Genomic DNA, 12,840 nt, shown 5'->3' on the forward strand with positions numbered 1-12,840 from the left:
GGCGCGCTCCTGGCGGGCCTGGCCCCGGCGGCGCTGGCCGCCCTCGCGCCGCGTCGCCTTCTGCCCGCCCCCCCGCGGCCGGCCGACTGACCGAGGCTGCTGCGCTGTTCGCCGACCAGACGCTGTTCGACCTGCTGGCGCTGGTGTGGCGCATCTACGCAGACCTCGCCGACGACCTGCCGTGCCGTCCTGGACCACCTGCACGGCGCACCGAGCTCCAAACCCACCCTGCCGGCCCGCCACCCGCAGCGAGCCTGGATGCTGCCCGCCGCAGCTGACCGTCGGTGTGCCGGGGCCGGGGCCTGACCGCCCCGCCGGGCCGCCACAGGTCGTGAACGAGGCTTCCTAGCCCTGAGGAAAATGCCTTCTACTGCTCAAGGACAACGACGTTCTCCGCCTGCGGCCCCTTGGCGCCCTGCGTGAGGTCGTATTCAACGCGATCGTTGTCGTGAAGTTCCTTGAAGCCCGCGCTCTGGACCGCGGAGAAGTGGACGAATACGTCCGGACCACCGTCGTCCTGCGCGATGAACCCGAAGCCCTTATCAGCGTTGAACCACTTCACAGTGCCTGTCGCCATTGCTGCCTATCCCTCATCCAACCCACGGCATGAAACCCACACCGACTGAAGCCTCAGCTCGATCCCAGCCCTTGATCATTGCCCCCACCCTCGCCTTCCCGAACCCAGGCGAGGGACTCAGATCTGAACACATCGACTTGACAGGGAAGGGGACTGCCACGCCACCCGGCGCCGGTGCGGCATCTGCAGCTGGAGTCGTTGCTGGCGAGCGCGTCGGTGCCGTAGGACGGGCCGATGCCGGATCTGGACGGGGGGTTCGCACGGGTCGCCGCGTATGCCGCGGGTGTCGTGGACATCGACGGGCGCCGGTGCGTCTCACGAACGGAAGGCGCGGGAGGGGTAGGCGGTGGCAGGCCGCTCGTAGTCGGGGTCGTAGGCGTCCGAGTCGATCGGCAGTGCAGCGTTGCGCTGCGCGCGCCTATCGAGGACGTGCCGCAGTGCGGCCGCGGCCATCCAGGCAGGGAGGGTGTCGAGGTCGTCAGGCCCCCGGCCCGTAGTGGCCTCCAACCTGCGGTCCGGGCCGTTCGCCTCATCGAAGGCCTCACGGATGACCGCCATCCTCACGTAGGTGCGGACCTCGTCGATGACGCTGCGGACCGAGACGAATCCGCGGCCCGTGGGGGACGACTGTGCCTCGTAGAGGCCGGGTATGAGGGCGCGGCGCGCGCCGGTCAGCAGGACCGGCTCCACCATGTCCACGTACCGGTGCCAGGCCCGGCGGCGGCGCCACTCGCGGCATGCCCGTCCCAAAGGTCCCAACACGGCCTGACCTCCGGGGCGTTGATGCCGAACAGGGTCGAATCCGGTCAGGGTAGCCTCGCCCGTGCGAGATCGTGAAGGGAGCGTTGATGTCGTACCGGAAGCTCTGGGAGGCGGGTCCGCGTCGCGACGCGGTGGCCGTGTTCGACAGCGGGGCGGAGGCGGTGGGGGCGGTGTGCGCGCTGCCGTCGGCCGAGGGGATGCGGGTGGCCGCCGCGTCGAGCGACGGCCGGATCCAGGTCTGGGATCCGCTCACCGGCGAGCAGCTTCTCGTTCTCGGAGAGGAGCGGTCCGCGGTCTTCGCGCTGTGTGCCGTGTCCGTCGGCGGCGAGACCTTCCTCGCGAGCGGCGGCGCGGAGGCGACCGTGCAGCTGCGGGACCCCCGCACCGGCGCGCCGGTGCGCACCCTGCCCGGACATGAAGGTCGACTGGTCCACGGGCTGTGCGCGGTGCCGTTCGGCGGCCGCGAGCTTGTGGCGAGTGGCGGGGACGACGGTACGGTCCGACTGTGGGATCTCGCGACGGGCCGTTTGCACCTGGTCGTCGACGCCGGCACCGAACCATACGACGGCACCCACCCGCGGCGCGGGCTGTGCGCGTTCGAGCTCGACGGTCGGGGCGTCCTCGCCACCGGCGGGGACGACGGGACGGTACGTCTGTGGGACGTGGCCACCGGTGGGCTGATCCGGCAGTTCAGCGGCGAGCCCGATCGCAACCGGGGGACGACCTGCGTGCGGTACCGCTCCGACTACGTCTACGTCGAACCGGTGGGCCACACGGGGCCGGTGTACTCCCTGTGTGCGTTCCGGTTGGCGGAACGCACCGTGGTGGCCAGCGGTGCGGCGGACCGCAAGGTCCGGCTGTGGGACGCCGCCACCGGCGAGCTGCTGCACAAGTTGGACTGCGCCGGTCAGAGCTTCGGGGTGTGCGCCGTGCAGACGGCCGGACGGGCGCTGGTGGCCACCGTCGGCGGCGGCAACGACGACCTGCGACTGTGGGACGCGGAGAGCGGTGAGCTCCTGCGCACCTTGCAGGGGCACAGCGGTCCGGTCTGGGGCGGAGTGTGCGCACTGCCCCGGCCCGAGGGGCCGCTGCTCGTCAGCGGGGGCGGCAAGTTCGACGGGACGGTGCGCCTGTGGGACCCGGCCGCGCGGCCGGGTCCGGACCCGGGACTGCGTGAGCTGAGCGACACGCTGTGCACTGTTCCGGCGGGCGACCGGATGCTGGTGGCGAGCGGGAGTCACAACGGGGCGGTGCGCCTGTGGGACGCCGAGAACGGTACGCGTACGGACGTGATCGACTGCAAGGACGGGAAGTTCAACGGCAATTGGGTGGGCGGGGTATGTGCGCTGCCCGTCGCGGGCCGCACCCTCCTCGCGGCCGCGAGCCACAACCGCACGATCCGCCTCCACGACCCCGTCGCGGGCGAGGAGGTCCGCCTCATCGGCTACTACTGGGATCCCGCTGACCCCGATCGGCCCGGGGCGGGCACCCACCCTCTCACCGCCGAAGGGAGGCCGGCCACCGGTGAGTTCACCGCGGCGTGCACCGTGCGGGAGGACGGACGGTACCTGCTGGCGACCTGCGGGGAGCAGTCCAGCGGGGCGACCACCTGGGAGCTACTGGCATCACGCCCGGTCACGTACGTACGGCTGTGGGACCCGGACAGCGGTGAGCACGTGCGGACCGTCGGCGAGCACGCGGGACGCCTCGATGCGATGTGTGCGCTCCCGCTGCCGGACCGCACCCTGCTGGCCTGCGCCGGCCAGAATTCCACGATCCGACTGTGGGACGTCGCGACCCACTCCCGCCCCCGTGAACTGCGCACCACCCACGGCCGGGTCAACGCGCTGTGTGCCGTGCCGGTCGAAGGGCGGACCTTGCTGGCGAGCGCCGGGCACGACGGCACGGTGGGGCTCCTGGACCCCGAGAGCGACGTGCTCGTGCGGACGCTGCGGGGCCACCGGGAGTGGGCCGAAGCCCTGTGCCTGCTGCCGGTCGGCGATCGCACTCTGCTGGCCAGCGGCAGCAAGGACCGTACGGTGCGGTTGTGGGACGTGGATTCGTTCGCGTGCGTGGCGGAGATTCCCGTGCACGCGCCGGTGACCGCGCTCGCCGCATCACGGGAGCGGCTCTACGTCGCCACGTACGGTGGGATGCTCGGCCTGGCCGTCGAAGGCTGACGGCCGGGCGGCAAACGCCCTCGCCCCGGGCTCAGTTGTGTGGTGCCATGGAGAACGTGGCGAGATGAGCGAAGGGGGCGCGGACGGTTGACGACACCTGAGCGGGAGGACACGGGCGGCGAGTGGCCAGGCGCGTCGGCCGTCCTGGCCGCCCTGGAGTCGATGCCTGGTGGCCCCGTCCTGCCCGGCAGGATCCTCCAACGACTGGTCACCGAGCAGGACGAAGAGCCACCCTCCCAGAACGAGATGGCACGTCTCGCGGCACACGTTCTCGACAGGCTGCGGGACTTGGCACACGGCGAGCGCGTCATGGGGCTCCACCGGCATGACTGGCGGCGCATGGACGTGTGGACTGAGCGGGCCGACTACCTGGTCCTGGACCGGCTCAAGGACGAGCAGCGCACGCGCAAGGCCCGCAGACACAGCAAGCGCTGGGCCGCTCTGGGCCTCGACGCGACGCTACCGGCCGACGTGACCAAGTTGTGGTGGCCGATCGACAAGTGGCGCGCGGCGCAGACTGCCCTGGAGAGGCAGCGGGCCTCCGCGGAACGGGATCGCAGGGAGCAGGCATTCAGGGCCCGATACCCGTCGCCGCAGACAGAGTCCGCTCGGGACGAGCCCGTGGGCAACCCGACACGCGAGGCGGTGGACCGGGTTCTGGAGGAGCGGGAGCGGTACTACAAGGACCGCGTCCGTCGGGGCGAGTTCTGGTGGTGACGAAGCGCCCGTGCTCGTCGGGGGCAGGGTGGTCTGTGCGTCGCACAGCGGCAGCAGTTCGGCTTCGCTCATGGCGCGGGCCGTAGAGAAGCGGCCGTAGAGAAGCGGACCGTGGAGAAGCGGACCGTGGAGAAGGGGCTGACACCGCGTCCCCTATTCGGAGCACCTGGGTATCTCAGGCGGGGTACCCAGGTCGCCCGGTTGGCGAGCGCAGGCCCCGATGGCGCCACCCCGCGTCGGTTGGTGGTGACCGGTCTGCTCGGCGGGCGCGGGTGTGACGTCCGTGTCGTCGGCCTGCGGTTGCGGCGCGGGCGCGGGGTGCGGCGCGGTGGGTTCGGACAGGTTGCGCAGGAACAGCCAGCTCAGCAGGGGCATCAGGACGAGCGGCGCCAGCGCGGTCTGCAGGGACGTGGCGTCGGCGAGGCTGCCGATGACGGGGCTGGCCAGGCCGCCGACGCTGACGGCCAGACCGAGGGTGATCCCGCTGGCGGTGCCGACCCGTGAAGGCAGGTAGTCCTGGCCGAGCGTGACCGTCAACGAGAAGGGCACGTAAAGGCTGGCCGAGGTCAGGGCCACGAACAGGTACACGGCAGGGCCGGGCACCCACACCACGCCCGCGAGCGCCGCGGCCGTGATCAGGTACGACCGGCGCGAGATCGTCACCCGGTCCCAGCGGCTCGCCAGGTTTCCGCCCAGCACCGAGCCGACCGCACTGCCGCAGTAGAGCACGGTCAGGGCCGCGGTGCCCGCGGCTGTGCTGCTGCCCAGGCGCTGGCGGACGTACAGCGAGAGGAAGGCGCTCAGACCGACGAACGCGATCGACCGGAAGACCACGGCCAGCGACAGCCTCACGAAGGAGGCGATGTCGTCGCTTCCGGTCGGCACCGCCGTGACGGGTCCTGCGGTCTGCTTCTGGTGCAGGGCGCGCACCACGGGCAGGCACATCGCGGTGCCGGCGAGGGCGGGTAGTACCAACAGTGGTGTCCAACGCAGTCCTGCGGGGGCCACCACCGTGGTGACCATGAGCGGGGCCAGTGCGAAGCCGATGTTGCCGCCGGTGGAGAACCAGCCCATCGCCCGGTGGCTGCCCTGGCTTGCGATGCGGGCGGCGCGGGCGGCTCCTGGGTGGTAGGCGGCCACGCCGACCCCCGATATCGCGACGAACACGAGCGTGAGCGCGTACGAGCCGCCAAGGCCGCTCAGCGCGATGCCGACGCCGCCCAGCAGGGTGCTGAGGGGCAGCAGCCAGGGCATGGCCCAACGGTCGGTGAGTGCGCCGAACACGGGCTGCGCCACCGAGGAAAGCAAGGAGGCGGCCAGCACGATGCCCGAGGCGACCGCGTAGCTGTAGTCGCGTTCGGCGATGAAGAACGGCACCAGGGCCGCCACGGCGCCTTGGTAGATGTCGACGCAGGCGTGCCCGACGGACAGAAGAGCGATTGATGTGTTTCTCTGCACCCCGCCATGCTCCGGAATCATCCTCGCGTCGCGCTTCCGATAAACTGCCCGATGATGACGAAAATCCGCCATGAGCCGATTGCCCCGACCCGCACCCAGCGGCTCGCACACGGCGGCGCGATCGACGCCCACCGGCACGACGACCACCAGATCGTCTACGCGGGCAGGGGAGTTCTGGCGGTCACGACCAGTGCGGGCGCCTGGGTCGCCCCGGGCACCCGCGCCATCTGGGTGCCCGCCGGCGTCGTCCATGCCCACCAGGCCCACGGCGAACTCGAACTGCATCTGGTGGGCCTGCCCGCGACCGGCAACCCGCTCGGTCTCGACGCACCGACCGTGCTGGCTGTCGGCCCGCTGCTGCGCGAACTGATCATTGCCTACACCCACACCCACACCCCCGACGACGACAGCCCGGAACGGACCCGGCTGCGCGCGGTCCTGCTCGACCAGTTGCGGGCCTCCTCCCGTGAACCGCTGCACCTGCCCCTGCCGACCACGCCCCTGCTGCGTGCGGTGTGCGAGATCCTGCTGGCCGATCCGGCCGACTCCCGCACTCTCGCCCAGCTGGGCCGCCAGGTCGGCACGAGCGACCGCACCCTGTCCCGGCTGTTCCGCAGCGACCTCGGCATGACGTTCCCTCAGTGGCGCACCCAGTTGCGGCTTCAGTGCGCGCTGGTCCTGCTGACCGAGAGGGAACCGGTGACCGCGGTGGCACACCGGTGCGGCTGGTCGTCGGCGAGCGCGTTCATCGACGTCTTCCGACGCACCTTCGGCTACACACCGGGCTCCCATCCGACCGGCTGACCGACGAGCCGTCCGGCTCGCGGATGGACGGGTCGGCCCGCCAGACGGCGCGAGGAGGTGGGATGCAGTCGTCGTCCTCGGCATCTTCGACGGCGTCCGGGTACCGGAAGGGGCGCAGGCCCCGCCGCCCGGACCCGCTGCTCCAGCGTGATGGTCAGACGCGGCGATACCGAATCGACGACGCCCTCGTGGCCGGGTTCACGAGGGCCTTCGCCCTTGCCGCCGCTCACCCGACCTCCTGAGCGGCTGGCCGGTTGGGACGGCAGGCCCGCGCTGCGAGCTCAGACAACGCAGCTCGGCCAGAAGGCTCTGGGAGGAATGCCTGCTCTCCTCGGGACAGGGAGATCAGGAAGTGACCGGGGTGTGCAGGTCGCGCAGCATTACCGCGTACGTGGGGGAGTCCGGGAACGGCTGGTGTTCGCCCACCTTCTTGTAGTGCCACGACTCGTACAGCCGTTGGACCTTGGGGTGTGTGGAGTCCACCAGGAGCACGGCCATGGCCTCTGGTCGTTGTTCGACGAGTTCGGTGTGCAGCAGCTCGGAGGCGCCCGTCTTGCGCCACCTCGGCCTGACCATCAGTTCCGACAGGGCGAAGGTCTGCGAATGGTCCGGTGCTGGGTCGAGGGACTTCCGCCACCACTCCTGTCCCTCCGCGGCCGGGGCGCCGTAGGCGAAGCCGACGGGCTCACCGCCGTCGTATGCGACGACGCAGGCGAAGTCCGGGTGGGCGGACCAGTTGTCCACGAACCAGCCGAAGCGCTCGCGCTCGTGGAAGGGTTCGAGTTGCTGATCGGCGTAGCAGTCGTCGTGTACGTCCAGCAGCATCGTGCGGATGGTGCCGGCGTCGTGGGTGGTGAAGTGGCGTAGGTCGATGCTCACGAAGCCTCCGAGAGGTGGTCTTTCCATTGCCGGGTCGCCGCCGCTCCGGGGGCGAGGCGATCCAACTGCTGTGTGAAGGTTTTCAGGCGGCCGACGACGCGCCCGCTGCGGCCGCGTAGCGGGATGGTGCACGCGGTCGCGACGGCTTGGTCCACTTCGCCCTGGTGGAACTGTGCCTTGGCGAGATCGGCCAGGGCGAGAGCGCGGTTGCGCACCAGTTCGGGCCGTAGGAGGGCGAGGGACCGGTAGCCGGAGGCTTCGGCGTCCTCGTAGCGTCCGATGGTGAGGAAGACGGACTGGGGCAGCCCTGCCAGCTCGGCGCGGTCGTAGAAGGCCATGAAGGGGCTGCGCGGAGCATCCGGCACGGCGCGTTCCAGGGATTCCCGGGCGTGGTGCAAGGAGCGGTCCACCTCACGGGTTCGGCCCATCGTGGCCAGCTGAAGGGCCGTCATCGCGTGACCGAGGGAGGCGTGCAGCGGGTCCCGGCGCACGATGGAGAACGAGCGCGCCTTCTCCAGCGCGGCCAGCGCATCGACCTGAAGTCCCGTCTGGGCGTAGAGCCCTGCGGCGTGGCGCCAGACGCGGAACTGCACCTCGGGGTCGTTGGCGAGTCCGGCGAGGGTGAGGGCGCGGTTCAGGTGCCGTTGGGCGTCGTTGGGCCGGTGGTCGTCCACGGCTGCCCACATGGCCATGTCGGCGAACGATGCGGCGACGGCGTAGAGCTGGGACTGCACCCGCGGGCTGGCACTGCCGTTCTGCTGGAGCTGTAGGGCGTAGTCGGTCAGGCCGCCGGCCCGGCGCTCCATGTCGGGGGTGCCGTCGTCGCGGTCGTCGTCGGCGATCAGGCCGTCGAGCTTGCTGCGGAGGCGTTGCACGTCGGTGAAGCCGACCCGCTGGGGCGGCGTGGCGGCGGCGAGGGCGGCGCCGGTCGCGCCGGCAAGGAATCTACGACGGATCACGTCGTCCTCCGAAGGTGCTGCGGGGATGGCGGCCGCAGCGGTCCGTGTGCGGCGCACGAACCCCAGGGCCTCGGCTTCCAGGCCGGTGACGTCCTCCAGGGCTGCCCGGGTGGCCGCGTTCGGCCACCTGACGCGCCCCGACCTCCAATCCCGAACCGTGCGACCGTCGAAGCGTCCTGGGCGGCCGGTGAAGTTCTCGATGGCCGTATTTAAGAGGTCGCGCAGATAGGTGCCGTAGGGGCCTCGGCGGCCCCGCACGGCTGCGCGTGGACACCGTCCGCTTCGGCCGGATCGACACCCCACTCCTGCACTCGCGGCCGGGGCCGGACTCCGACGATGCGATCGCCTCCGCCGGGTCGACCACTTCTTTCGGCCGCTTCGGCACCGCCGAGGAAGCCGCCGCCTCGGCCCATTACAACGGAGCGTCCGTCTACTGGCATGCGGGGGTCGAGAAGGCGGCGAACGCAGCATCCAGCAGTTTGCCGAGGTCCTCTTGGCCGTCGCTCGCACTCCATTGCCCGAGGGCGATCCACAAGATTTCGAGCGCCGCCGCTACGCGAACGTTGGCGATGACCGATGACCCGTCGGTCGAGGAGGTTGTCTTCTGCAGTCGGGCGACGATCTCTGGTCGCCATTCAGCCTGCTTCTCGCGGAGACGTGCGCACAGGGCTGGGGTCTGTTCGATGAGGCCGAGGATCGTCACGAGTTCCTGAACGTCGCGCACGAGGAACCTCACGGCTGACTCCAGGGCGTTGCGCAGCCTGCTCCAGTCGTCCTGGTTGGCCCGCTCGGCATCGAGCGCGTCAGTGATGACGCCACCGACAGGGTCGAAGACGAACAGGACCACGTCTTCCTTGGTGCCGAAGTAGCGCAGGAAGGTGCTCCGCGACACTCCGGCGGCTTCGGAGAGGTCGGCGAAGGTGACCTGGTTGAAGCCGGTGAGGCAGAACCGGTTGAACGCGACGCGGGCTAGCTCTGCTCGCACCGCGTGGCGGCTGATCTCACGGGTACCGACTGGTGCTGCGCTCATGGAGACGAGTGTACTCCGACACACTCGTTTGCTTCTTCGGGTACAGGTTTCTAATCTGACACTCAGTATCAGTCGCGATGCTGAGATTCGCGACAGTGTCCCCAGCCGGCGGCCCGGTCACGGACCGTCCCTTACCGCGATATGGAGCCACCTCATGAGCTACGAAGACCTTCCCGCCCTGACGATCGACGTCTCGGACGGGGTCGCGACGGTGACAATCGATCACCCGCCGCTCAATCTGATGGACGGGGTCCTCCTGCCGTCACTCCGGGCATTCGTCGCGCGCGTGCGGGACGACGCCGACGTCCGCGTCATCGTCTTCGAGAGCGCCGACCCGGAGTTCTTCATTGCGCACGGTGACATGGCCTACCTCACCGACCCTGACGCGCTGCCGGCAGCCACTCGCGCTGCGATCGCGGCCGCGCCGGGCTCGACCGTCCCGGAAGGCCTGAACATCCTCCAGGCGATGAGTGAGGAGGTCCGCTCGCTGCCGCAGGTCACCATCGGCAAGCTGGCGGGCTTCGCGCGCGGCGCGGGCAACGAGTTCTTCATGTACCTCGACATGCGATTCGCGGCGATCGGCAAGTCGGGGCAGGGGCAGCCGGAGTCCTTGATGGGGATCCTCCCCGGAGGCGGCGGCACGGTGAATATGACGCGCCTGGCAGGAAGGGCCCGCGCGCTGGAGCTCATCCTCGGCGCCGAACTCGTGGGCGCGGAGCTCGCGGAACGGTACGGCCTGATCAACCGTGCCCTGCCCGCCGCAGAACTCGATTCCTTCGTCGACACCCTCGCCCGGCGGATCGCCGGCCTCCGGCCGGAGGTGATCTCCATCACGAAGGCTGCGGTCGACGCGGTCGCGCAGCCGATTCCGCGTGCGGCGTACGCCGTTGAGAACGAGGGCCTGTTCGCGGCGTTCGGCGATGAGGTCACCGAGCTCGCCCACAAGCTGCTCGCCGCTGGTATTCAGACCCGCGAGGGCGAGCGGGACCACGAGCGCATCGCCAACAGCATCTCAGTGCCCAAGCTCTCGCCATCCGTGCGCAGAGGCTCCGTGGGAAGAGTTCCTCAGCCATTGCCGGCACGCGCGTTGTCGAGTGGTCAGGTCGACCACCCTGGTTCGCCGGGCCTGTCGGGAACACGACCGGCTGAAGCGCCGGAAACGGCGGGCAGGGCAGTGGATGGCACAAGTAGCCGTACGCTTGACAACGCTGTTCGGCCGCGCGGATAGGCGCGGTTGGGAAGGTAGGTAGCCGAGCGGGCACAGGTCCCTTTGATCATGGAGTTGCTGACGCTCTGTGACCACCGAGGAGACCCGTGCCTGCACTTCCATCATGGCTGACCGAGCCGCTCTGGGACCAATTCGCGGTCCTGCTGCCTGAGCGGCCGGAATACCACCCGGACCATCCACTTGGCTGCCACCGCCGACGCATCAGCGAGCGGATTGTCTTCGACAAGATGCTGCAACTGCTGCGCTTCGGCTGTTCTTACGAGGCGATCGCCGACACAACCTGCTCGGCCACCACGATCCGCAGCCGCCACGACGAATGGATACGACTGGGCGTCTTCGCCCGACTCAAGCAGATCGCGCTCGACGCCTAGACCGGATCGTCGGTCTCGTCCTCGACCAGATCGCCGTAGACGGCTCCATCACCAAAGCTCCAGGAGGCGGTGAGGCGGCCGGGCGTTCCCCGGTAGACCGCGGCAAACAGGGCCTGAAACGCTCGAGCATGACGGACGGATACGGCATTCCACTGGGTCGTGTTCTGGCCGGCGCCAACTGCCATGACTCCCCGCTGCTCGCCCCGACCCTGGACCGCCTGGACGACCTGGGTCCGTTGCTCGACGAGATCATCGTCCACCTGGACGCCGGCTACGACTCGAACAAGACTCGCACGATGCTCGACGAACGCGGCCTGCACGGCCGCATCGCGCACAAAGGCGAGAAGGCGCCCATCCAGGCCAGTCAGCGCTGGCACGTCGAACGCACCCATGCATGGCAGAACGCCTTCCACCGGCTCGCCCGCTGCTACGAGCGGCGCGCCCCCGTTGTCCACGCATTCTTCGACCTCACCGACACGATCATCGCCGTGCGCAATCTCATCCGCCGAGCCTGGACCACCCACCGCTGGGACACACGCCCCCGCCGCCGGCCATGACTGACCACCTAGCTGAGTGACCTCTTAGCGGAATGCGTCGGCGTGGTCCGCCACCCAGGCGCGGAACGGACGGGGCGGGTATCCCGTGATGTGTTCGAAGTCCGACGATGGAAGCTCGGGCTCGATGACCTGCAAGGCCATGTTGGCGAGCACGGCGTCAGCCAGCTCGCGCGGCCATGTGCGGAGCATCATCCGCCGGGCCTCCTCCAGCGGCGTCTCCTCGTAGCGCACCCGGCGGCCGATCACCGCGCCGATCGTCTCCGCTCGCTGCTCGTGCGTCAGCGGCTCGGAGCCCGTCAGGAAGTACGAGGCCCCGTCATGGCCGTCGTCCAGGAGCGTACGGACGACGGCCTCGGCGACGTCGCGGTCGTCGATCAGTGGCCGGGCAGCCTTGGCATACGGGCCGCGTACGACACCTTCGGAGTGAATCGCCTCGGCCCAGCGCAGCGTCATATGAGCTGGCATGCACGGGCGCAGGATCGTCCAGGGCACCCCCGAGCCGCGCACCCGGTCCTCCAGTGCGCGGTGGAAGTCCGCATGGGGGGCGTTGTAGGTGGTGACGGGGGCGCCCTCACGCAGGCCGTGCGACGAGCTGAGCACAATCCGCCCGGAGTGCTCGGCCAGGGCCTCCACGACGGCCGGCACGTTCTGGGGAGCGGTGAAGCGACCGGCCGCACGGTCGTAGGGCCAGGACAGGAATGCGGCCCGCACGCCGCCGAACTCGTTCAGGCGGGCTGCCAGCCCGTCCGGGTCGGTCACCTCGCCGGTGACCGGCTCGACGGAGTCGGGAAGGAAACTGAGGATGTGCTGTGCCAGCTCGCTTCCGAGGGCGTCCGGGAACAGCAGTACGTGGCGCTGAGTCATGATCAGAACGCTAGGACCTGAACCTTGGTTGAGGTCAACGCCGGGATGCCATAGTGACTCCGGGGCCCGGGTGCGTCTGAGATCTGCGAATCCGTGAGCACTGTCGGCGGACCATGAACACGGGTTTCGTTCAGGAACAGTCAGGTGGTCGGGATCTGCGGTCTTCTGCGCCCGGGCCGAGTTTCATAGCGGTTCGGCCAGCCATGATGGCAGCGCAGGCGCACGTCCCCCCGGTGATCACAGAGTGTTGCAACTCCATGATCACGGACTCCGCGCCTGTCCCATCTGCCGGCTGGCCCCACCCGCCCCCTATCTGCGCGACTTCTAAGACGTCGTCTCATTTGGTTCGGTAGGGTGCTGGTCGTGGTTTCGATCGTGGAGCGGCTGGTGCCGGATGAGTTGTGGGAGTTGTTCCAGCGGGTGGTGCCGGAGGTGCCGATGCGGCCTCAGGGTG

The 12,840-nt window shown here is 69.6% G+C and carries 11 protein-coding genes and 1 pseudogene; 5 read left to right on the forward strand and 7 right to left on the reverse strand.

Annotated features, from left to right (window positions below; genetic code table 11):
- Nucleotides 1-367 precede the first annotated feature (367 nt).
- Complete coding sequence (locus tag ABD385_RS32235) at nucleotides 368-577, reverse strand: cold-shock protein (RefSeq protein ID WP_344582669.1); 210 nt, start codon at nucleotides 575-577, stop codon at nucleotides 368-370.
- Nucleotides 578-892: 315 nt separating this feature from the next.
- Complete coding sequence (locus tag ABD385_RS32240) at nucleotides 893-1,270, reverse strand: hypothetical protein (RefSeq protein WP_344582671.1); 378 nt, start codon at nucleotides 1,268-1,270, stop codon at nucleotides 893-895.
- A gap of 155 nt (nucleotides 1,271-1,425) precedes the next feature.
- Between ABD385_RS32240 and ABD385_RS32245 the strand changes: the two genes are divergently transcribed.
- Both ABD385_RS32245 and ABD385_RS32250 read left to right on the forward strand, forming a co-directional pair.
- Nucleotides 1,426-3,519 (forward strand): WD40 repeat domain-containing protein, encoded by a 2,094-nt coding sequence (locus tag ABD385_RS32245; protein WP_344582673.1) that lies wholly within the window; start codon nucleotides 1,426-1,428, stop codon nucleotides 3,517-3,519.
- Between the two features lie 87 nt (nucleotides 3,520-3,606).
- Complete coding sequence (locus ABD385_RS32250) at nucleotides 3,607-4,236, forward strand: hypothetical protein (RefSeq protein WP_344582675.1); 630 nt, start codon at nucleotides 3,607-3,609, stop codon at nucleotides 4,234-4,236.
- A 153-nt stretch (nucleotides 4,237-4,389) separates the two neighbouring features.
- Here ABD385_RS32250 and ABD385_RS32255 read toward each other — a convergent pair whose 3' ends face one another.
- Nucleotides 4,390-5,694: an MFS transporter gene (locus ABD385_RS32255; RefSeq protein ID WP_344582677.1), complete on the reverse strand. Its 1,305-nt coding sequence runs from the start codon at nucleotides 5,692-5,694 to the stop codon at nucleotides 4,390-4,392.
- Between the two features lie 54 nt (nucleotides 5,695-5,748).
- Here ABD385_RS32255 and ABD385_RS32260 point away from each other — a divergent pair, with 54 nt between their 5' ends.
- A complete protein-coding gene (locus ABD385_RS32260; RefSeq protein WP_344582678.1) occupies nucleotides 5,749-6,498 on the forward strand; it encodes an AraC family transcriptional regulator in 750 nt (249 codons plus the stop codon).
- A gap of 345 nt (nucleotides 6,499-6,843) precedes the next feature.
- On the opposite strand, the gene ABD385_RS32265 is transcribed toward ABD385_RS32260, so the two are convergent.
- The 3 genes from ABD385_RS32265 to ABD385_RS32275 all read right to left on the reverse strand — a co-directional run bounded on the left by ABD385_RS32265 (nucleotide 6,844) and on the right by ABD385_RS32275 (nucleotide 9,366).
- Nucleotides 6,844-7,404, reverse strand: a complete 561-nt coding sequence (locus tag ABD385_RS32265) for a GNAT family N-acetyltransferase (protein ID WP_425585525.1) — start codon at nucleotides 7,402-7,404, stop codon at nucleotides 6,844-6,846.
- Nucleotides 7,374-8,594: an NsdA family TPR-like regulatory protein gene (locus ABD385_RS32270; protein WP_344582679.1), complete on the reverse strand. Its 1,221-nt coding sequence runs from the start codon at nucleotides 8,592-8,594 to the stop codon at nucleotides 7,374-7,376. Before ABD385_RS32270 ends, ABD385_RS32265 begins: the two co-directional genes overlap by 31 nt.
- 172 nt (nucleotides 8,595-8,766) lie before the next feature.
- Entirely contained in the window at nucleotides 8,767-9,366 is a 600-nt protein-coding gene (locus tag ABD385_RS32275) for a TetR/AcrR family transcriptional regulator (RefSeq protein WP_344582681.1), read from the reverse strand.
- A 154-nt stretch (nucleotides 9,367-9,520) separates the two neighbouring features.
- Here ABD385_RS32275 and ABD385_RS32280 point away from each other — a divergent pair, with 154 nt between their 5' ends.
- Nucleotides 9,521-10,594 (forward strand): enoyl-CoA hydratase/isomerase family protein, encoded by a 1,074-nt coding sequence (locus ABD385_RS32280; RefSeq protein WP_425585526.1) that lies wholly within the window; start codon nucleotides 9,521-9,523, stop codon nucleotides 10,592-10,594.
- A gap of 86 nt (nucleotides 10,595-10,680) precedes the next feature.
- Nucleotides 10,681-11,522, forward strand: a pseudogene (locus tag ABD385_RS32285) (IS5 family transposase).
- 24 nt (nucleotides 11,523-11,546) lie between these two features.
- Here the strand turns inward: ABD385_RS32285 and ABD385_RS32290 are convergent.
- Nucleotides 11,547-12,386, reverse strand: a complete 840-nt coding sequence (locus ABD385_RS32290; protein WP_344582682.1) for an NAD(P)H-binding protein — start codon at nucleotides 12,384-12,386, stop codon at nucleotides 11,547-11,549.
- Between the last annotated feature and the right edge of the window lie 454 nt (nucleotides 12,387-12,840).

The organism is Streptomyces lunalinharesii (genome assembly GCF_039532155.1).
Classification (GTDB): Bacteria; Actinomycetota; Actinomycetes; order Streptomycetales; family Streptomycetaceae; genus Streptomyces; species Streptomyces lunalinharesii.

Coding starts and splice junctions, on each gene's coding strand:
- ABD385_RS32235 (WP_344582669.1), bottom strand. CDS start 577: ATGGCGACAGGCACTGTGAAGTGGTTCAACGCTGATAAGGGCTTCGGG.
- ABD385_RS32240 (WP_344582671.1), bottom strand. CDS start 1,270: ATGGTGGAGCCGGTCCTGCTGACCGGCGCGCGCCGCGCCCTCATACCC.
- ABD385_RS32245 (WP_344582673.1), top strand. CDS start 1,426: ATGTCGTACCGGAAGCTCTGGGAGGCGGGTCCGCGTCGCGACGCGGTG.
- ABD385_RS32260 (WP_344582678.1), top strand. CDS start 5,749: ATGACGAAAATCCGCCATGAGCCGATTGCCCCGACCCGCACCCAGCGG.
- ABD385_RS32265 (WP_425585525.1), bottom strand. CDS start 7,404: ATGGAAAGACCACCTCTCGGAGGCTTCGTGAGCATCGACCTACGCCAC.
- ABD385_RS32275 (WP_344582681.1), bottom strand. CDS start 9,366: ATGAGCGCAGCACCAGTCGGTACCCGTGAGATCAGCCGCCACGCGGTG.
- ABD385_RS32280 (WP_425585526.1), top strand. CDS start 9,521: ATGAGCTACGAAGACCTTCCCGCCCTGACGATCGACGTCTCGGACGGG.
- ABD385_RS32290 (WP_344582682.1), bottom strand. CDS start 12,386: ATGACTCAGCGCCACGTACTGCTGTTCCCGGACGCCCTCGGAAGCGAG.